Annotated in this window: 15 protein-coding genes; 5 read left to right on the top strand and 10 right to left on the bottom strand. The window is 37.1% G+C overall.

The features are described from left to right. The first annotated feature begins 196 nt into the window (after positions 1 to 196). Positions 197 to 2,368: an endonuclease MutS2 gene (locus tag NDQ75_RS09700; protein WP_202027279.1), complete on the top strand. Its 2,172-nt coding sequence runs from the start codon at positions 197 to 199 to the stop codon at positions 2,366 to 2,368. Positions 2,369 to 2,395: 27 nt separating this feature from the next. Here the strand turns inward: NDQ75_RS09700 and NDQ75_RS09695 are convergent, their stop codons facing one another. From NDQ75_RS09695 to NDQ75_RS09685, 3 genes are all read right to left on the bottom strand, one after another. Beyond that, on the bottom strand, positions 2,396 to 3,394 hold the full coding sequence (locus tag NDQ75_RS09695; RefSeq protein WP_202027725.1) for a metal-dependent hydrolase: 999 nt from the start codon (positions 3,392 to 3,394) through the stop codon (positions 2,396 to 2,398). Positions 3,395 to 3,619: 225 nt separating this feature from the next. Beyond that, the gene (locus NDQ75_RS09690; protein ID WP_202027278.1) at positions 3,620 to 4,312 is read right to left on the bottom strand and encodes an SIMPL domain-containing protein; all 693 of its coding nucleotides are present in this window, start codon (positions 4,310 to 4,312) and stop codon (positions 3,620 to 3,622) included. 52 nt (positions 4,313 to 4,364) lie between these two features. After that, on the bottom strand, positions 4,365 to 5,012 hold the full coding sequence (locus NDQ75_RS09685) for a rhomboid family intramembrane serine protease (protein WP_202027277.1): 648 nt from the start codon (positions 5,010 to 5,012) through the stop codon (positions 4,365 to 4,367). 304 nt (positions 5,013 to 5,316) lie between these two features. Between NDQ75_RS09685 and NDQ75_RS09680 the strand changes: the two genes are divergently transcribed. After that, positions 5,317 to 6,213, top strand: coding sequence for a lysophospholipid acyltransferase family protein (locus NDQ75_RS09680; protein ID WP_202027276.1), 897 nt, complete (start codon positions 5,317 to 5,319; stop codon positions 6,211 to 6,213). 54 nt (positions 6,214 to 6,267) lie between these two features. Here the strand turns inward: NDQ75_RS09680 and NDQ75_RS09675 are convergent, their stop codons facing one another. Continuing rightward, the gene (locus NDQ75_RS09675) at positions 6,268 to 6,822 is read right to left on the bottom strand and encodes a fasciclin domain-containing protein (protein ID WP_202027275.1); all 555 of its coding nucleotides are present in this window, start codon (positions 6,820 to 6,822) and stop codon (positions 6,268 to 6,270) included. A gap of 179 nt (positions 6,823 to 7,001) precedes the next feature. Between NDQ75_RS09675 and NDQ75_RS09670 the strand changes: the two genes are divergently transcribed. Both NDQ75_RS09670 and NDQ75_RS09665 read left to right on the top strand, forming a co-directional pair. Beyond that, entirely contained in the window at positions 7,002 to 7,718 is a 717-nt protein-coding gene (locus tag NDQ75_RS09670; protein WP_202027274.1) for a hypothetical protein, read from the top strand. A 9-nt stretch (positions 7,719 to 7,727) separates the two neighbouring features. Beyond that, positions 7,728 to 7,970 carry a putative signal transducing protein gene (locus NDQ75_RS09665; RefSeq protein ID WP_202027273.1) on the top strand — a complete coding sequence of 81 codons (243 nt, stop codon included), beginning with the start codon at positions 7,728 to 7,730 and terminating at the stop codon, positions 7,968 to 7,970. 69 nt (positions 7,971 to 8,039) lie between these two features. Here the strand turns inward: NDQ75_RS09665 and NDQ75_RS09660 are convergent, their stop codons facing one another. From NDQ75_RS09660 to ilvD, 6 genes are all read right to left on the bottom strand, one after another. Beyond that, positions 8,040 to 9,641, bottom strand: a complete 1,602-nt coding sequence (locus NDQ75_RS09660) for an NADP-dependent glyceraldehyde-3-phosphate dehydrogenase (RefSeq protein WP_202027272.1) — start codon at positions 9,639 to 9,641, stop codon at positions 8,040 to 8,042. 110 nt (positions 9,642 to 9,751) lie between these two features. Beyond that, complete coding sequence (gene ilvA, locus NDQ75_RS09655) at positions 9,752 to 11,014, bottom strand: threonine ammonia-lyase IlvA (protein ID WP_202027271.1); 1,263 nt, start codon at positions 11,012 to 11,014, stop codon at positions 9,752 to 9,754. A 98-nt stretch (positions 11,015 to 11,112) separates the two neighbouring features. Beyond that, entirely contained in the window at positions 11,113 to 12,582 is a 1,470-nt protein-coding gene (gene ilvC / locus NDQ75_RS09650) for a ketol-acid reductoisomerase (RefSeq protein WP_202027270.1), read from the bottom strand. A 188-nt stretch (positions 12,583 to 12,770) separates the two neighbouring features. Then, positions 12,771 to 13,301, bottom strand: a complete 531-nt coding sequence (gene ilvN / locus NDQ75_RS09645) for an acetolactate synthase small subunit (RefSeq protein ID WP_202027269.1) — start codon at positions 13,299 to 13,301, stop codon at positions 12,771 to 12,773. Between the two features lie 175 nt (positions 13,302 to 13,476). After that, positions 13,477 to 15,210 (bottom strand): biosynthetic-type acetolactate synthase large subunit, encoded by a 1,734-nt coding sequence (gene ilvB / locus NDQ75_RS09640; protein ID WP_202027268.1) that lies wholly within the window; start codon positions 15,208 to 15,210, stop codon positions 13,477 to 13,479. A gap of 57 nt (positions 15,211 to 15,267) precedes the next feature. Beyond that, the gene (gene ilvD / locus NDQ75_RS09635; RefSeq protein ID WP_202027267.1) at positions 15,268 to 16,950 is read right to left on the bottom strand and encodes a dihydroxy-acid dehydratase; all 1,683 of its coding nucleotides are present in this window, start codon (positions 16,948 to 16,950) and stop codon (positions 15,268 to 15,270) included. Between the two features lie 522 nt (positions 16,951 to 17,472). Here ilvD and NDQ75_RS09630 point away from each other — a divergent pair. After that, on the top strand, positions 17,473 to 18,852 hold the full coding sequence (locus NDQ75_RS09630; RefSeq protein ID WP_202027266.1) for an aldehyde dehydrogenase: 1,380 nt from the start codon (positions 17,473 to 17,475) through the stop codon (positions 18,850 to 18,852). Positions 18,853 to 18,912 lie beyond the last annotated feature (60 nt).

Genomic DNA, 18,912 nt, shown 5'->3' with positions numbered 1-18,912 from the left:
CGGTCGTGGGTTTTTAGGTAGGCCAAAGCGCAAAAAATGCGCATAGCCGTAGCTACGCAAGTCTTTTTGCAATGCAGGGATGCCTAAAAAGACATCCCGAAATGCCCGTAGGTTTAAGTTTGACTTGACACTAGGTTTTAAAGTCCGAATTAGTATGTAAATTTGCAAGCGTTTAAAACACAGGGAGCACATTTATATGAATAAAATACACCAAAAAACACTTCAAGACCTTGAATTCTCCAAAGTACTGCAACAAGTTTCTGCACTTTGCAATACGGAATTAGGTAAAGAAAGTGCTTTGCAAATTAATCCTTTTCGAAAAAAAGAGGCTCTTTTTGATTCCTTGAATCAAACCAACGAATATTTGTCTTCCTTTGAAAACAACAATAGCATTCCCAATCATTATTTTGATGCGATTTCTAAGGAAATACAGCTTTTAAAGATTGAAAACACGCTTATCGAAATAGAAGGATTCAGAAGAATAGCTTCTATTTCGGCAACTACAAATAGTCATATTCTTTTTTATAAAAAATTTCATGAGTACTACCCTACCCTTCATAAAACTGCGCAGGAAATTGAATTCACAAAAGAGATTCAGCAAAAAATAGATGGTGTCATCGACCGTTTTGGGGAAATTAAAGACGACGCTTCAGAAACCCTTTACAGATTGCGTAAGGAAATTAATCAGGTTCGGGCAAAAATTAACCAAAGTTTTGCAGGTGCACTGAGCACGTATTCATCCGCAGGAGTTTTGGATGATATTCGGGAAAGCGTAATTGATAACCGTAGGGTTTTGGCAGTAAAAGCCATGTACAGAAAACGGGTTAACGGCTCCATAATGGGTAATTCCAAAACGGGAAGTATCGTTTATATAGAACCCGAAGCAACTCGCAATTATAATCGGGACCTTAATAACTTGGAATATGAGGAGAAGGAAGAAGTTCAAAAGATTTTAAAGGAACTTACCAACTTTTTACGCCCTTTTCGCTCTTTACTTATTGATTATCAAGATTTTTTAACGCTAATCGATACGGTTTCAGCAAAAGCAAAGTATGCCCATAAAATGGATGCTTTGTTACCTAAAATCAATGAGGAAAGACATTTTAATATTATTGACGCCTACCACCCTCTTCTTTTTCTCACTAATAAAGCTAAAGGGGTAAAAACGTATCCACAAACAATCGAACTGCACAAGGAGAACCGTATTATCGTAATTTCCGGGCCCAACGCTGGTGGTAAAAGTATTACTCTAAAAACGGTTGGTTTGTTGCAGGTAATGTTGCAAAGTGGATTATTGGTGCCGGTTCACGAACGCAGTGAAATGTGTTTATTCAATAATGTTTTAACCGATATTGGGGACAACCAATCCATTGAAAATCACTTAAGTACTTACAGCTACCGATTGAAAAATATGAATTATTTCCTTCGGAAGTGCGACAGTGAAACACTTTTTCTAATTGATGAATTTGGTACAGGTAGTGACCCTGAATTGGGTGGGGCTTTGGCCGAAACGTTTTTAGAAGTTTTTTACGAACGGGAAGCTTTTGGAATTATCACCACACACTACGCCAATCTTAAAATGCTTGCCAACGAGCTTCCACATGCCACCAACGCAAATATGCGGTTTGACAGTAAAACCTTGGAACCTGTTTTTAAATTAGTTCTCGGCGAAGCAGGAAGTTCTTTTACGTTTGAAGTAGCCCAGAAAAACGGCATTCCTTATAGTTTGATAAACAAGGCTAAAAAGAAAATTGAACGAGGGAAAGTACGTTTCGACGCCACTATTGCTAAGCTTCAGAAAGAGCGAATTAAGATGGATAAAACCTCCACACAACTGCGTGAAGAAGAGGTGAAAGCCCGGGACGAAGCCAAGCGGCTAGAAGAATTAAATGCCAAGATAAAAGCTAAACTGGAAAATTATCAGCAGTTATACGACCATAATCAACGCATGATTTACCTCGGAAACAAAATCAATGATATTTCCGAAAGCTATTTCATCAATAAGAAAAAGCGTCCTTTAATTTCTGAATTTCTTCGGATTGTAGAAACCGAAAATTCTAAGCGGAAAAAAGAATCAGCAGCGAAAAAGAAGGTAGAACGAGCCAAAAAGAAAGCTGTGGAAGCAGAAGTTCAAAAAGAAGTAAAAGTAATTCGGGAGAAAAAGAAAAAGGAGAAGATTGCTAAACCGAAACCGCCAGAAAAGCCTAAACCTATTTTAAAAGTGGGTGACCGAGTACGACTAATTGATAGTAAATCGGTAGGAAGTATCGATACCATTGAAAAGAACAAGGCGATTGTAAATTACGGAATGTTTACCACCAGTGTGGCATTGGATAAACTGGAATTGGTAGAAGCAAAAAAGAAATAGAAGTTAATATTTGTCTTCGACTGTGTCTTAATTTCCTTGAATCCGTGTCCAAAGTTGGGTTAAGAGTTTTTTGGCATCCCTACGCCCCTTTTCGGTTTCCGTAAAAGACAGCTCACCAGTCGCTGATTTCTCTATTTTATATTGAAATACAAAATCATCTGAATTGGATTCTATACTCAACAAACCAAACCGCAAATCGTTAAAAAACAGTCCATCTTCTTTTTTACTGATGCTGTACCATCCCTTTGAAATGGCTATCATTCGCTGTAACTTTTTATCGGACAGTAAATCTTCAATCAAATGATGATTTTTCGGATATTTATCAAAACGAATGGGCTTGGTATCCAGAAAAGAATAGTTTCCGATTAAAAAGTAATCCCCGGCATCCACATTGGCATTCCACAAAACAGTATTTAAGGCACTGGGGCGTGTGTCTATTTCAGAAAATGAAATATTCTGTTCCGTTAGGGCACCTTCAAACTTTTTAAAAGAAGCAAACTTTAAGACAAGCGTAAGCAATAAGTAACCAGTGCTCAAAATGAGTCCAACAGTATTAAAAAAGGATCTCCTTCTGGAAGTTCTTTTTTGAAACATGGCCAATAGCAAAAACACCAAAAACGGCAGTGTGTAAAGCGGATCAATTACAAAAATGGATTTAAACGCCAATCGGATTTCCAACGGCCAAAAGAGTTGCGTCCCCCAGGTAGTAAATGCATCCAACAAAGGATGTGTGAACAAGCACCAAAAAAACAGCCATGACCAGTCTTTTACATTTTTATACTTCTCAAAACGAGAAACTAACCAACCAAAGATGGGTGCAAAAAGGATGGAAAATAATATTGAATGGGTAAATCCGCGGTGTATTTCCAAGGCGGTGACGGTGTCGGTGAAGTTACTTGCAAGAACATCTAAATCTGGAATAGTGCCTGCAATGGCTCCGTAAAGCATTGCTTTATTTCCAATTTTTTTCCCAAGAATTGCCTCCCCAACGGCGGCGCCTAAAACTATTTGCGTAAGTGAATCCATATAGGTACAAACATACATTAAATCCCTCATTGAGGGCTTATTCCCCGACGTTCTATGTCGAAATGAGTTAAATTATATTTTCGTTTGAATACCTCGCGGGCTTGCACCGGGGTAGTTGATTTACAATAAATTGACTTTAGAGTCAACCAAGCACCCAAAAAAAGCGAGGGACTTTAAAATTTTTTAGAAGCCCCTCGCCTATTTATTCCGAAAATTTTCAATAGATTACTCCAATTCAAACGTTACGTTTACTTTGGCTTTAATTACCATTTCTCCAATCGCTATGGTTTCCATATCTTCACCTTGTTCCATCGAGTCGGATGCTTTCATCATTTCCATTCGGTATATGGGTTGCGGCGGGGTTATTGAGCCCATTTCAGAAATAGAAATAGCTTTTCCCACTTTCTGATTTAAAACAGAAGCATATTCTGAAGCTTTCATTTTAGCGTTTTTAACGGCCGCCATACGAGCTTGAGAATTGTGGTTGTCAATTTCAGTAGACTTAAAGGTTACACCGTCTATCCTGTTGATTCCGGCATTAAGGAGCCCTTCCGTGAATTGGGCATATTTATTTAAATCCTTCAGTAAAATGGACATGGATTGGTTTGCCACATACTTATACTGTTTAGTTTGATAATCGTAATTCTTATTTAAATTTACATATTCAGTATGAATATCTTTTTCACTAATTTTCATGGATTTGGCATATTTGATAACCTTATCGATAGCCAAATCATTTTCTTTTTTTACCGCTTCCGCAGATTTCCCTTCACTCTCTACCCTTACTTTAATAAGAACTTGGTCTGGTACAACTTTTACAGTACCTTCACCTACAACCGAAATGGATGGATTCGTTTCCTGCGCCTGAACACTCGTTACACAAACTACAGCTAAAACTAAAAACAATATTTTTCTCATAATTACTTCGTATTTATCATTTGAATTGAATCTAACCAAACACAATGCCAAACTAAATCTTACCCGTCTTTTCCAGAATAAAAAGTATTACGATTGGAATAGCGAGAAGCACAACCATAAGGGTCTCCGTAACAAAAAGAGATGGCATGAACAATAGCGTCATTACATAACCGCCAATGGCTCCGCCGAAATGTGCTGTATGCCCAATATTGCCAATTCTAGCTTTCATTCCGTAAATAGAATATAAAAGATATCCAATACCAAAAATATAGGCAGGAATGGGAATTGGAATAAAGAAAAATGCCAAACGCATGCTTGGTTGCAACAAAATTGCAGCGTATAAAATTCCAGTAACGGCACCACTGGCCCCAACGGCACTGTAATGATATTCATCCTTATGAAATGCCATGGACAGAAGGCTTCCTGCCAACAAACTCACAAAGTAAATTACAAGAAATTTAGGATCCCCGAAATACTGTACTACGATAGGCGCGAAAAAATATAAGGTGATCATATTAAAAAGTAAATGAGCTACATCTACATGTAAGAAGCCAGATGTAATTGACCTAATATGCTCTCCCCGACGGATGGCGCCAATATTAAATTTGTATTTTTCGAAAAATGAAAAGTCGTTAAATCCCTTTACGGAGGCCAAAACATTGGCAGCAATAATTACAATGGTTGCTATACTAAGATTCATTTACTTACTTTTAGTTATTTTAAATGGTTGATTAGAATGCCTTCTAATACTAGTTTGCTCATTTGAAATTGGTTAATAGCATTTTTAACTTGCTCAAATGTTACCCAAATATAGGTATATTTCCATGCTTTTTTAGGGGAAAGCAATTTTCTTGACACTCAACTCGTATTCACTTAATGAATTTCAAAAAAATTGAGGGAATGAACCATGGTTTTTATTATAAAATATCTAGAAATATGCTATTTTAAAGAATCAATAAAAGGTTAAATCAACTGTTTGTGTATTTTTGTCCAAAACAAAATTAATGCAATTACTTGTGTACATCTTGGTATATCCACTTCTGTGGTTTATTTCCATTCTCCCTTTCCCCATATTCTATAAAGTTTCAGACGCAGTTTATCTATTACTCTATTACGTTATTGGCTACCGTAAAGAATTGGTACTCAAAAATTTGAAAATGTGTTTCCCGGAAAAGACCGAGGAAGAATTATTACTGATTAGAAAAAAATTCTACAAACACATGTGCGATTTATTCTTTGAAATGATTAAATCACTAAGCATTTCTGACAAAGAATTAAGGGAAAGAGTAAAGTTCCATAATTTGGAATTATTGGAAAAGTATGCCAGAGAAAACAAGAGTGTAATTTTACTGTGTGGTCATTACGCCAATTATGAGTGGGTACTTTCCTTGAGCAAGCATATAAAACATAAAGGTTTTGGTATTTATGCTCCGCTGAGCAACAAATATTTCGACCGTTTAGTAAAGAAAACTAGAAGACAACAAGATGGAGAATTGATAACCAAATCTGAAACCCCAAAAACAATTCTGAGGAATTATAAGAATAATATCTTAGCCCTGTACGGATTTGTAAACGACCAATCCCCTATGCCTTCACAGGCTCGTTATTGGCGAGATTTTTTCGGCATTACAGTACCTGTACATACGGCGGCAGAAACCTTTGCTAAAAAGTTCGATCACGCCGTGGTGTTCTTTTGCGCTAAAAAAGTAAAAAGAGGTTATTACGAAACCACCATAATAGATATAACCGATTCTCCTAAAAGCTTTCCTGATTATAAAATTACAGACATCTACACAGAACTCTTAGAAAAAGAAATTAGGCACCAGCCGGAATATTACTTATGGACACACAACCGATTTAAGCATAGAGACAAAGTCCCTGAAGAGTTTCAAAAAAAATAAAAGCGCCCTTAATAGAGCGCTTTCATTTCTTTTTCTTTAGCAATTATTCCCACCTTATGGTAGCAATACGGTATCAATCACGTGGATTACCCCATTCGATTGATATACGTCTGCAATGGTTACTTTGGCTTTGTTTCCTTTAGAATCCATTACCATTAATTTTTTTCCTTTTTTCATAAAGGTTAGGCTCTCTCCGTTAACCGTTTTTAGCATTGCCTTTCCTTTTCCATCTTTAATGGCATTCATCAAGTCCATTGCGTCCATTTTACCAGATACTACGTGGTAAGTAAGTACAGCTTGCAATTTTTCTTTGTTTTCAGGCTTCAACAATGTTTCAACCGTTCCTGCTGGTAGCGCCTCAAAAGCTTTATTTGTAGGAGCGAACACAGTAAAAGGTCCGTCGGATTGTAATGTTTCCACCAAATCGGCAGCTTTAACGGCTGCAACCAAAGTTGTATGGTCTTTTGAATTTACAGCATTCTCTACGATGTTTTTAGTTGGGTACATCGCTGCTCCTCCAACCATTTTAGTTTCTTGTGCAAAAGAAATGGAAGTAGTAAATGCAATAGCGGCAATTAAGATGGCGTTTTTAATGTTTTCAATTTTCATAGTAATTATTTTTTTGTTTACACCCTCATTTACGCAAGTTTCCTCAAGAGAGTTTTTCCTTTTTGATGTTTTTTCTATTTTTTTAACACAAACACTTATTAATTAACTGTAAATGAGTGTTGTAATGAAAGTTATATTTCAGTAAATTTGATGAACTCTCATCAAAAAAAAGAAGAACTATGCTGAAAAGAACGAATATTGAAGAGAAATTACAGTCCTATCGAGATAAATCGCTTTCCGAAGAGGCTATATTAAAACAGGTACGAAACGTATTGAAGCTTGATGCCAAGCACGAAGAGAAAATATTAAAATCCTTAAACGATGGCGTTCACTCTGACAACAATGATTTTAATTTCGATATGTTAGAATCAAATAAGATTTATCATATTGACCAAATTGAAAAGATTTGTGTGGACTATCGGCTTCGTTTCCTAAGTACCCGTTTCTTTAAGGGAAACCTTCCGCAAGAGGCTATTTCAGAAATAAAAAAATTGGAAAAGGAACATGAAACAACGCTAAGCGGACTCAAAATTATGGCTCCTTCTAAGTTATTTAAACTTGAGAATGCAGACGATCCTTTACTTTTTGCGCCCATCGGTAATAATTACTTTTATCTAATCCATAAATGGGGCAACGATTTGCATCCACTACGGAAACTTTTGGTACTGCCATTTAAAAATTTATTCAATCTTACCGTTTTAGTTTTAGCGCTAAGTTATTTAGCTACTCTGGTGATGCCTATGGGACTTTTTACACGTGAAGAAAGTTCCAGTCATTTTTGGCTCCTATTCTTTTTTATGTTTAAAATGATTGGAAGTATTACCATATTTTACGGTTTTGCTTTGGGTAAAAATTTTAACAATGCTATATGGAAAAGTAAATATTTTAATGCGTAGCTTTAGGTTATGGAAAATAAAGATTATATACGCATTTTTACGGGAAGCGATATACAAGCTACCTATATAAAAAGTAAATTGGAAGAGGCTGGAATTAGTCCGGTTATAAAAAATGAAACGGAATCTGCGCGTTTAGCAGGTTTTGGGCCTTCAGTTATTAATCAGGTTCAAATGTTTGTGCATCAAGATGAGCATACAGCCGCTTTGGCTATTTTATCCGAAGCTGAAAAGGGCCTTAATGATTTAGATTAAAAACAAGTATCATAAAACTAAAAAACCCCAAAAGCATTATCTTTTGGGGTTTTGTTTTTATAAAAATTATTACAAAATATAATCAGTACTTACAAAATTCGAAGCTTTGCTGCCCAAAAGATCGTTTAGAATACGATTGTTGTATTCATTGTCTTTTGAAGCTACAAACGTACGAATGGAGAATGAACGCAACGCATCATGCACGCTCAAAGTACCCACTGCCGAATCTTTTCTACCCGTAAAAGGATAAACATCTGGACCACGTTGACAAGAACTATTAAGGTTCACTCTACAAACTAAGTTAACCAACGTATCAATAAGCGGTGCCAAGGTGCGGATATCCGCCCCGAACAAACTCACTTGTTGTCCGTAATTGGAATTGGCAATATCATTTAAAGGCTCCTCGATATCATTAAAAGGAACTATTGGAATAACTGGGCCAAATTGCTCTTCGTGATACACTCGCATGTCCTTATTTACTGGATATAAAACTGCTGGATAAATATAATTTTCGCTTATTTGTCCGCCTTTTTTGTTCAGTATGGCAGCTCCATGCGATTTCGCATCGGCTATAAGCTCTTGAATATATTGCGGTTTATCCGGCTCTGGAAGTGGCGTTAGTTTCGCTCCTTCTTCCCAAGGATTGCCAAACTTTAACTCATCAACACGCTTAGCAAATCGTTTATTAAATTCTTCACGAATGTCTTCATGCACATATACCAATTTTAAGGCTGTACAACGTTGCCCGTTAAAAGATAGCGTTCCAGCAATACATTCGTTAATAGCCAAATCGAGATCGGCATCGGGCAAAACAATCGCCGGATTCTTAGCTTCTAGTCCGAGTACCAAACGTAATCTATTTTTATAAGGATGCTGATCTTGCAAAGCTACAGCAGATTTACTGTTCCCAATCAATGCTAAAACATCCACGCGTCCAGACTTCATTATGGGCGCAGCCACTTCCCTACCGCGACCATAAACAATATTTACGACACCTTTAGGAAAACTGTTTCTAAACGCCTCCAACAAAGGAGTAATTAATAAAACACCGTGTTTGGCAGGTTTAAAAATGGCGGTATTCCCCATTATCAAAGCGGGGATTAATAATGCAAAAGTTTCATTCAAAGGATAATTATAAGGTCCTAAACACAAAACTATCCCCAAAGGACCACGACGTATATGTGCGTAAATCCCGTCACGTTTTTGAAAATTGGCAGAATCTCGATCCAGTTGCTTGTAGTCTTCAATGGTGTCGTAGATATATTCCACCGTTCTATCGAATTCCTTTTCCGAATCCGGTAAGTTTTTACCAATCTCCCACATAATAAGCTTCACCACTTCATCCCGTTTGGTTTCCATTTGCTTTACAAACTTCTCCATACACGCCACTCTATCGGCAACCTTCATGGTTGGCCACAATCCTTTTCCTTTATCAAAAGCTTTTGCTGCTGCTTCCAAAGCTTCATTCGCTTCTGGTTCTCCCATGTAAGGAATGGTTCCCAATAAAGTAGGCTTGTAATCTTCCGTAGAAGAAATGGTAGAAAATACTTCGGTAGTTTTACCTTCCCATTGTTTCAATTGTCCACCTACTAAAAATTTATCTTGATGTACGAGTTCTTTAATCTGAAATTTTTCCGGTATTTCTTTAAACGTTTTGGTATTGGTCTCCATAATTCATTTTTTGAAAAGCAAAGATGCTTAAGATTCTAATAATTTATATAAATATCGTAATTAGCCAAGATAAATTCAACTCTAATCGTTATTGATAATTATATCATAACTTACACTAAGTACTGAAAAAGATCGGGTTTATTGTTGAGATATTCCCCGAAGAAATTTCGGGATTTCATGCGGTCAATTAGCGGTTCTAGATCCGTTTCGTCCTTTAACTCAATTCCAACCACGGCTGGAGCATTTTCTTTTGCATTTTTCTTGGTATACTGAAAATGGGTAATGTCATCCGAAGGCCCTAAGATTTCAGCAACAAATTCCTTAAGCGCTCCTGCACGCTGTGGAAAACGAATGATAAAGTAATGCTTTAAATTGGCATACAACAATGCTCGTTCCTTTATTTCCGCGGTTCTGGTAATATCGTTATTACTACCACTCACTACACAAACTACGTTTTTACCTTTCAGTTTATCCTTGTAAAAATCCAAAGCAGCCAAAGTAAGTGCTCCAGCAGGTTCCACTACAATAGCGTCTTTGTTGTATAAATCCAATATTTCCTGACAAACTTTACCTTCCGGAATGGTAATCATTTCATCCAATAGCTGACTGCAAATAGCAAAAGTTTTATCACCAACACGTTGCACGGCTGCACCATCAACAAACTTGTCAATCTCCTTTAATTCAGTATTTTTTTTATTGTCTAAGGAAGTTTTCATGGATGGAGCACCTTGAGGCTCAATCCCAATTATTTTAGTTTGTGGAGAAAGTACATTAAATACGCTGGAAAGTCCAGACGCCAAGCCTCCACCTCCAACAGCCACAAACACATAATCGATTGTTTTTTTGGTTTGTTCAAGAATTTCCAATCCAACGGTAGCTTGTCCCTCAATAACTTTCTCATCATCAAAAGGGTGTACAAAGGTTTTTCCCAAACGATTGCATTCCGCCAATGCGGCTTTGTTGGCATCATCGAAAGTATCGCCCACCAAAACAATATCAATATAATCTTCACCAAACATTTTTACCTGCTCAATCTTTTGTTTAGGTGTTGGCGAAGGCATATAAATAGTTCCTTTTATTTGAAGCTCTTTACACGAATACGCTACTCCTTGCGAATGATTCCCTGCCGAAGCACAAACAATTCCCTTTTTACGTTCTGCGCTCGTTAAAGAACTCATTTTATTGTAGGCGCCACGAATTTTATAAGAACGAACCACTTGCAAATCTTCCCGTTTAAGAAGAATGTTGGCTTCCAAGTTTTTGGAATACCTTAAGCTATGGGTTAAAGGTGTAACTGCTGCTACCCCATTGAGGGTAGCAGCAGCTTTTCTTACATTTTCTAATGTTGGTATGTAAACTGTTTCTGTTTGCATAAAACTATTTGTTTTAGAAGGCAACGGCTTTACCCCCGAAACTTCGGGATAGTCTGACAGATCGGCAAACTATGCTAAGCAGTTACTTTTCTAAAAATTTATACTATTTTTTTCATAGCAGTCATGGAAGTACGCAACCATGCTCCTATTTCTTCCACTGGGTGATTACGGATTTGATCATTAACTTCAATCAACTCTTTGTTGTCTACCCCATTTGAGGTTGCAAAAGGTTTCCCTATAATGTTTGTATCAACTTTCTTCATGAAATCTGTTAACAACGGTTTACAAGCGTGGTCAAACAAGTAACAACCATATTCCGCTGTGTCGGAAATAACACGATTCATTTCAAACAATTTCTTTCTCGCTATCGTGTTCGCAATAAGCGGTGTTTCGTGTAGCGATTCGTAATAAGCAGATTCTTCAATAATTCCGGCTTCCGTCATGGTTTCGAAGGCTAATTCCACACCCGATTTCACAAAAGCCACCATTAACACCGCATTGTCGAAATACTCTTGTTCAGAAATAGCTACATCTCCAGCCGGCGTTTTTTCAAAAGCAGTCTCTCCTGTAGCTGCACGCCAGGTATGAAGGTTTTTATCGTCGTTTGCCCAGTCTTCCATCATAGTTTTAGAAAAATGACCGCTCATAATGTCGTCCATGTGTTTTTGGAAAAGCGGACGCATAATTTCTTTTAATTCTTCGGAAAGCTTAAATGCTTCAATTTTAGCAGGATTTGAAAGACGGTCCATCATATTGGTAATACCACCGTACTTTAAAGCTTCCGTAATAGTTTCCCATCCGTACTGAATTAATTTTGAAGCGTAGCCAGCATCAATTCCCTTTTCAACCATTTTATCAAAACAAAGGATAGACCCCGTTTGAAGCAACCCACAAAGAATGGTTTGTTCTCCCATTAAATCCGATTTTACTTCGGCAACAAATGAAGAACGCAATACTCCTGCTTTATGTCCTCCTGTAGCTACAGCGTAAGCTTTTGCTTGCTCCAATCCTTTTCCTTCTGGGTCGTTTTCTGGGTGAACCGCAATTAAGGTAGGTACCCCAAAACCACGTTTGTACTCCTCACGAACCTCTGAACCCGGACATTTTGGCGCAACCATGATAACGGTAATATCTTCACGAACTTTCATTCCCTCTTCAACAATGTTAAAACCATGGGAATAAGAAAGTGTTGACCCTTTTTTCATTAAAGGCATAATGGTACTCACAACATTGGTGTGCTGCTTGTCTGGGGTTAAGTTACAAACCAAATCTGCTGAAGGGATTAGTTCTTCGTAAGAACCCACTTTAAATCCATTTTCAGTAGCATTTAAGTAGGACTGTCTTTTTTCTTTAATGGCACCTTCACGCAATGCATACGAAACATCTAAACCAGAATCTCTCATGTTAAGTCCTTGATTTAGACCTTGTGCACCGCATCCTACAATCACTACCTTTTTTCCTTTAAGTTTTTCTACACCGTCACTGAATTCAGAAATATCCATAAATTCACATACTCCCAATTGTTCTAATTGCTGTCTAAGCGAAAGTGTATTAAAATAATTTGCCATTTTGTTTTCTATTAATTTTAGTTGTTTTTCTTTTTTTCTGATTATTGAATGATTATCCGTAATTATCATAACTCAATGTCACCTCGAGCGCAGTCGAGAGGTCATTTGGCTAAATAGCTTTAAATAAGGTCTCGACTGCGCTCGACCTGACATTTTAATCTTCGTATTTTGCATTACGGATATTCAAATTATTGATATTGAAATTCTTTTAAAATATTTGAAATCTGCATTTCCGACTTAGAAACCGATATTCTTCCCGAACGAACAAATTGCATGATGCCATAAGGTTTTAGTTGCTCGTACATTTCTTCAATCTCTTCCCTTCTTCCCGATTTTGAAATCACAAAAAATTCTGGGGAAACGGTAACGATTTCGGAATGGTTATCTTTTATTATATTCTGAATCTGTCTTTCATCAAAAAGTAAATTTGACGCTATTTTAAATAAGGCAGATTCCTGAAAAATGGTTTCCTCATTGGTATGATAATACGCCTTAATAACCTCAATTTGCTTTTCAATCTGACCAACAATTTTGCGCGCCCAATCCTCCGTAGTATGAACTACTATGGTGAACTTTGAAACATGGTCAATCTCTGATTTAGAAACATTTAAACTCTCTATATTAATGTGTCTCTTTAAGAATATTCCAGAGATTCTGTTGAGTAATCCTACGTTATTTTCAGAATAAACTGAAATGGTATATGTTTTATTTTCTTCCATTTTTTTAATATTAAGTAGTTAGTACCAAGCACTTAGAATTGATAAATGTTTCTGATTCTCAAACTTTGTATGATTTTTCATTACTTTTTATAATCAAATTTATTTTAACTAAAAGTTTAACAAACCGCACCTATCAATCTACTAACTAGCTACTTTTTAACATTATAAACTTATTTTAACTCAACCTAACATCGGATACTGAAGCTCCGGTAGGAATCATCGGAAATACATTGTCTTCTTTTTCAACTTGTACCTCTAAGAAATAAGCATCTGGTGATGCCATCATCTCTTCCACCGCAGTAGCTAAATCTTCCCTTTTCGTAACCTTTTTTGCTTGGATGTGATATCCTTCGGCAATTTTAATAAAGTCAGGATTTGTCATTTCCGTAGAAGCATAGCGTTTATCAAAAAACAATTGTTGCCATTGTCTTACCATTCCAAGGAATTCATTATTAAGTACTACAATTTTTACGGGCACTCCAGTTTGAAAAATAGTTCCTAGTTCCTGAATAGTCATTTGGTAACCACCGTCTCCAATTACGGCTACTACTTCTCTTTTTGGAGCCCCCATCTTCGCACCAATGGCGGCAGGAAGTGCAAATCCCATGGTTCCCAATCCTCCGGAAGTAATATTACTTTTGGAAGTATTGAATTTAGCATAACGACAAGCAATCATTTGATGCTGACCTACATCGGAAACAATAACTGCCTCATGTTTGGACGCTATATTGATTTGCTCAATCACCTCTCCCATGGTTAAGCCCTCTTTTTCAGGCTGAAGGTCATTTTTAATTACTTTATCAAACTCTATTTTATACTTTTCTTTAAACTCATTGTGCCAAGCTTCGTGCTTGTTTTCCTTCAATAGCGGTAGAATTGCTTCCAAAGACTCTTTAACATCCCCTAAAACTGGAACATCAGCATGTACGTTTTTGTTAATTTCAGCAGGGTCGATTTCAAAATGAAGTACTTTAGCTTGTTTGGCGTAAGTAGATAAATCTCCGGTAACACGGTCATCAAAACGCATTCCAAGGGCAATTAGAACATCGCACTCGTTGGTTAAAATGTTTGGTCCATAATTACCATGCATTCCTACCATCCCAACATTTAAAGGATGTGTATTCGGTAATGCAGAAGCGCCTAAAATGGTCCATGCAGCTGGAATTCCTGTCTTCTCAACAAAAGCTTTTAACTCCGCCTCTGCTTTTCCTAGAATAATTCCCTGTCCCCAAACAATCATTGGTTTTTTGGCATTATTAATGGCTTCCGCGGCCTCCTCAATTTTAAGCTGACTTATGGTCGGTTTTGCCGTATAACTGCGTATAGCGGTACACTTTTGATATTTAAAATCGAATTCTTCAAACTGGGCGTTCTTAGTAATATCAATTAAAACAGGCCCTGGTCTTCCCGAACGTGCTATGTAAAAGGCTTTAGCAATTACTTCGGGAATTTCCGAAGCATGGGTAATCTGATAGTTCCATTTGGTAACAGGCGTGGATATTCCAACAATATCGGTTTCCTGAAAAGCATCAGAACCCAATAAATGACGCGCTACCTGCCCCGTAATACAAACTAAAGGAGTCGAATCGATTTGCGCATCAGCAATTCCCGTAACCAAGTTTGTGGCACCAGGTCCGGATGTAGCCATAGCTACTCCCACTTTTCCCGAAACACGTGCATATCCTTGCGCTGCATGTGCAGCTCCCTGCTCATGTCTTGTTAGCACGTGATGAAGTTCATCTTTAAATTTGAACAATTCATCATAAATAGGCATAATTGCACCACCTGGGTACCCGTAAACCGTATCTATGCCTTCCGCCAACAAACAGTGGATTACTGCTTCAGCACCAGAAACTCTTATTGAAGTTCCGGTTTTGCTTTCTTCTTTTTTTAATGTTTTTACTTCCATAAGTAACAATCTATTAGTTACAGGTATTACCCATAATTATAAAATTGGTATTGTGTTTTAAAATTCGTCGGTTACACAGCCCTTAGCAGCGGAGGAAACCGTTTTGGCATATTTGTATAATATTCCTCTTTCCGCTTTCAGTTTAGGCGCTTTCCAATTTGCTCTTCTTTTAGCTAACTCTTCATCTGAAATTTCAATATTGATGGTATTGTTAACCGCATCTATAGCAATGATATCTCCATTTTCCACCAAAGCAATATTTCCTCCCACTTGCGCTTCAGGGGCAACATGCCCAACCACGAAACCGTGTGAACCCCCTGAGAAACGACCGTCAGTAATTAAGGCTACATCTTTTCCTAAACCAGCTCCCATGATGGAGGAAGTCGGTTTTAACATTTCTGGCATTCCCGGAGCTCCTTTTGGACCTTCATACCGGATAATGACGACATCACCTTTTTTGACTTTTCCAGTTTTAATACCTTCATTCACCGATTTTTCATCATTGAATACGTTGGCTGTCCCTCTAAAAGAAAGCCCTTCTTTTCCTGTAATTTTAGCAACAGCTCCTTCCGTAGCAAGATTTCCGAATAAAATTCGAATATGTCCACTATCCTTTATAGGTTTTTCAATCGGGTGAATAATATCTTGATTTTCTTTTAAGCTTGGTACGTCAACTAAATTTTCGGCTAAAGTCTTTCCAGTAACGGTTAAGCAATCGCCGTGCAACATTCCTTTTTCCAACATATACTTTAATACTCCAGGAATACCGCCGATGTGGTGTAAATCTTCCATAGAATACTTCCCGCTAGGTTTTAGGTTTGCCAAAAGTGGTGTACTATCACTAATTCTTTTAAAATCATCTAAAGTAAAATCAACTTTCGCCGCCTTAGCGATGGCTAGGAAATGAAGTACCGCATTTGTGGAACCACCTAATACAGTTACTAATCGAATAGCGTTTTCTAAAGACTGTTTGGTTACAATATCACTAGGCTTAATATCTCTCTCCAGCAATAATCGCACTGCCTCCCCTGCTCTTTGCGCTTCTTGTTCTTTTATATTTTCATTACTAACCGCTGGATTCGATGAATTAAACGGTAATGACATTCCAAGAGCTTCAATGGCAGAAGCCATAGTATTTGCTGTGTACATTCCTCCGCAAGCACCGGCACCAGGGCAAGCTTTATGAACAACTTCTTTATATTCTTCTTCATCTATCGTTCCCGCAACTTTTTGTCCGTAGGCTTCAAAGGCAGAAATAATATCCAGTTTTTTCCCATTGTGACAACCGGAAGCTATAGTACCTCCATACACCAAAACCGAAGGGCGGTTTAAACGCAACATCGCCATAAGTGCTCCGGGCATATTCTTATCGCAACCAACCACGGTTACTAAACCATCATAACTCATTGCTTCTACTACCGTTTCCATAGAATCGGCAATAATATCCCTCGATGGCAAGGAAAAACGCATTCCTGGTGTACCGTTAGATATTCCATCGCTCACACCAATAGTATTAAAAATCAAACCAACTAAATCAGCATTTTCAGTCCCTTTTTTTACATGGGTCGCCAAACTATTTAAATGCATGTTACAAGGATTTCCCTCGTAACCTGTACTGGCAATACCTACAAAAGGCTTTTTTAAATCTTCATCGGTTAAGCCCAACGCATGAAGCATGGCTTGTGCTGCTGGTAACGATGGGTCTTGGGTAACTTGCTGGCTAAACTTATTTAATTTCACTTTATATGTTAAATTTTCGAGTATTATTAATTTAAATCAAAATTATGGTATTGAATTTCTATTTTTTTAATTCAATTACCTATTTACTTTAAATCCAACACCCATAATTAATATTCATTTTTCTGATAATCAGCCTTTTAAGGCTTATTTTTTAGGACATTCAAACGATTATATTTCTTAATTTGAACCATAAAAAAAGGTCTGTATCACTTGTTGATACAGACCTTTATACAATAAGGGCATGCATCAACTCAAGACGAGTTAATGACAATGCTGATAATAATAATATTTTTGTTTGCTATTTTCATTCCATAAAAAAAGCCTTCCGTTTTAAAGGAAGGCTTACTATATTTTAAATATAAACACTTCCTTTTACTTCAGTAAAATAATTACCAAAGTAATGACAGAAATGATTACTGTAATTGTATTCGCTTGTTCTAATATTTTATACGGTGATATTTTCATCACTGCAATATTAAATATAATTTATAACTTGAAAAAACTTTTTTTAGAATAAAAATCATGGACACATCTATAACAGAACTCATTAATAACCAAAAAACGTATTTCAATGCTGGCAAAACAAGGGATATTAACAACAGAAAAGCTGCCTTAAAAAAATTGAAAGCGGTGATTGAAAAACGCGAAAAAAATATTTGTGATGCGCTTTTTGCCGATTTTAAAAAGTGTGAATTTGAATCATTACTCACAGAAACGCAATATATTATTACAGAATTGGATAACACCATCAAGAAAATAAATTCATGGGCAAGAACAAGAAGTGTGTCCGCCTCCCTTGTGAATTTTCCATCATCTGCTAAAATCATTAAAGAACCTTATGGGACAGTTCTAATTATTGCTCCATGGAACTATCCTTTTCAACTTGCGCTATCCCCACTCATTGGCGCCATAGCCGCTGGAAATACTGCCGTGGTGAAACCTTCGGAACTCACCCCAAATACGGCTACTATTATTGATGAAATTATTTCAGAAGTTTTTCCCAAAAACCATGTTGCTGTTGTACAAGGAGGTAAAGAGGTTTCAGAACAATTACTGGAACAACAATGGAATTACATTTTCTTTACCGGTAGTCCGAAAGTGGGAAAAATTGTTTATCAGGCTGCTGCAAAACACATTACGCCCGTAACCTTGGAGTTAGGAGGTAAAAATCCTTGTATTGTTGATGAAACCGCAGATATTAACCAAGCTGCAAAAAGGGTTGTTTGGGGGAAATTTTTGAATGGCGGACAAACTTGTATAGCTCCGGATTACCTCTTGGTTGCTGAAAATATAAAACAAAAATTAATAGTTGCTTTAAAGGATGAGATTGTAAACGCTTACACCAATACCCCTAAAGATTCACCTGATTTTCCAAGAATTGTAAATAAAGACCATTTTAATCGCCTAAAGAACTTGTTGAATGGTCAGTCTGTGCTTTTTGGAGGTGAAACTGTGGAAAGCGAGCTTTTTATTGCCCCCACCCTCATTGATGAACCTAGTCTGAAAAGCGAAGTTATGAAAGACGAAATTTTTGGTCCGATTCTACCAATTCTCAGTTATAAAAATGAGAATGAAATTGAACCGATTATTTCCCGGTTCGAAAAGCCGTTATCACTTTATGTTTTTTCGAAACGCAAACATTTCGCCAATCGCATCATGAACGAGAATTCTTACGGTGGCGGCACGATAAACGATACAGTTGTACATTTTATAAATAAAAAATTACCATTTGGTGGGGTTGGAAACAGCGGAATTGGCGCTTACCACGGACAACTCACTTTCGATGTATTTTCCCATAAAAAAGCTGTTGTTCGCCGAGGTACTTGGCTAGATGTTCCACTTAAATATGCTCCGTATGCTGGAAAATTAAAATATGTGAAAATGTTGAGTAAATTGTTTTAGGGAAATAACGCTTTTTTTCTATATATTTACACCTTAAAATGGAGTCTCGACACCATACAA

The organism is Galbibacter mesophilus, from assembly GCF_023721415.1.
GTDB classification, from domain to species: Bacteria; Bacteroidota; Bacteroidia; order Flavobacteriales; family Flavobacteriaceae; genus Galbibacter; species Galbibacter mesophilus.
Note: the sequence above shows the minus strand (reverse complement) of the source record. Positions and strands in the feature narration are given on the sequence as shown.

Coding starts and splice junctions, on each gene's coding strand:
- NDQ75_RS09690 (WP_202027278.1), bottom strand. CDS start 4,312: ATGAGAAAAATATTGTTTTTAGTTTTAGCTGTAGTTTGTGTAACGAGT.
- NDQ75_RS09630 (WP_202027266.1), top strand. CDS start 17,473: ATGGACACATCTATAACAGAACTCATTAATAACCAAAAAACGTATTTC.
- NDQ75_RS09695 (WP_202027725.1), bottom strand. CDS start 3,394: ATGGATTCACTTACGCAAATAGTTTTAGGCGCCGCCGTTGGGGAGGCA.
- ilvN (WP_202027269.1), bottom strand. CDS start 13,301: ATGGAAGAAAATAAAACATATACCATTTCAGTTTATTCTGAAAATAAC.
- NDQ75_RS09685 (WP_202027277.1), bottom strand. CDS start 5,012: ATGAATCTTAGTATAGCAACCATTGTAATTATTGCTGCCAATGTTTTG.
- ilvC (WP_202027270.1), bottom strand. CDS start 12,582: ATGGCAAATTATTTTAATACACTTTCGCTTAGACAGCAATTAGAACAA.
- ilvB (WP_202027268.1), bottom strand. CDS start 15,210: ATGGAAGTAAAAACATTAAAAAAAGAAGAAAGCAAAACCGGAACTTCA.
- NDQ75_RS09700 (WP_202027279.1), top strand. CDS start 197: ATGAATAAAATACACCAAAAAACACTTCAAGACCTTGAATTCTCCAAA.
- ilvA (WP_202027271.1), bottom strand. CDS start 11,014: ATGCAAACAGAAACAGTTTACATACCAACATTAGAAAATGTAAGAAAA.
- NDQ75_RS09665 (WP_202027273.1), top strand. CDS start 7,728: ATGGAAAATAAAGATTATATACGCATTTTTACGGGAAGCGATATACAA.
- NDQ75_RS09675 (WP_202027275.1), bottom strand. CDS start 6,822: ATGAAAATTGAAAACATTAAAAACGCCATCTTAATTGCCGCTATTGCA.
- NDQ75_RS09680 (WP_202027276.1), top strand. CDS start 5,317: ATGCAATTACTTGTGTACATCTTGGTATATCCACTTCTGTGGTTTATT.
- NDQ75_RS09660 (WP_202027272.1), bottom strand. CDS start 9,641: ATGGAGACCAATACCAAAACGTTTAAAGAAATACCGGAAAAATTTCAG.
- NDQ75_RS09670 (WP_202027274.1), top strand. CDS start 7,002: ATGCTGAAAAGAACGAATATTGAAGAGAAATTACAGTCCTATCGAGAT.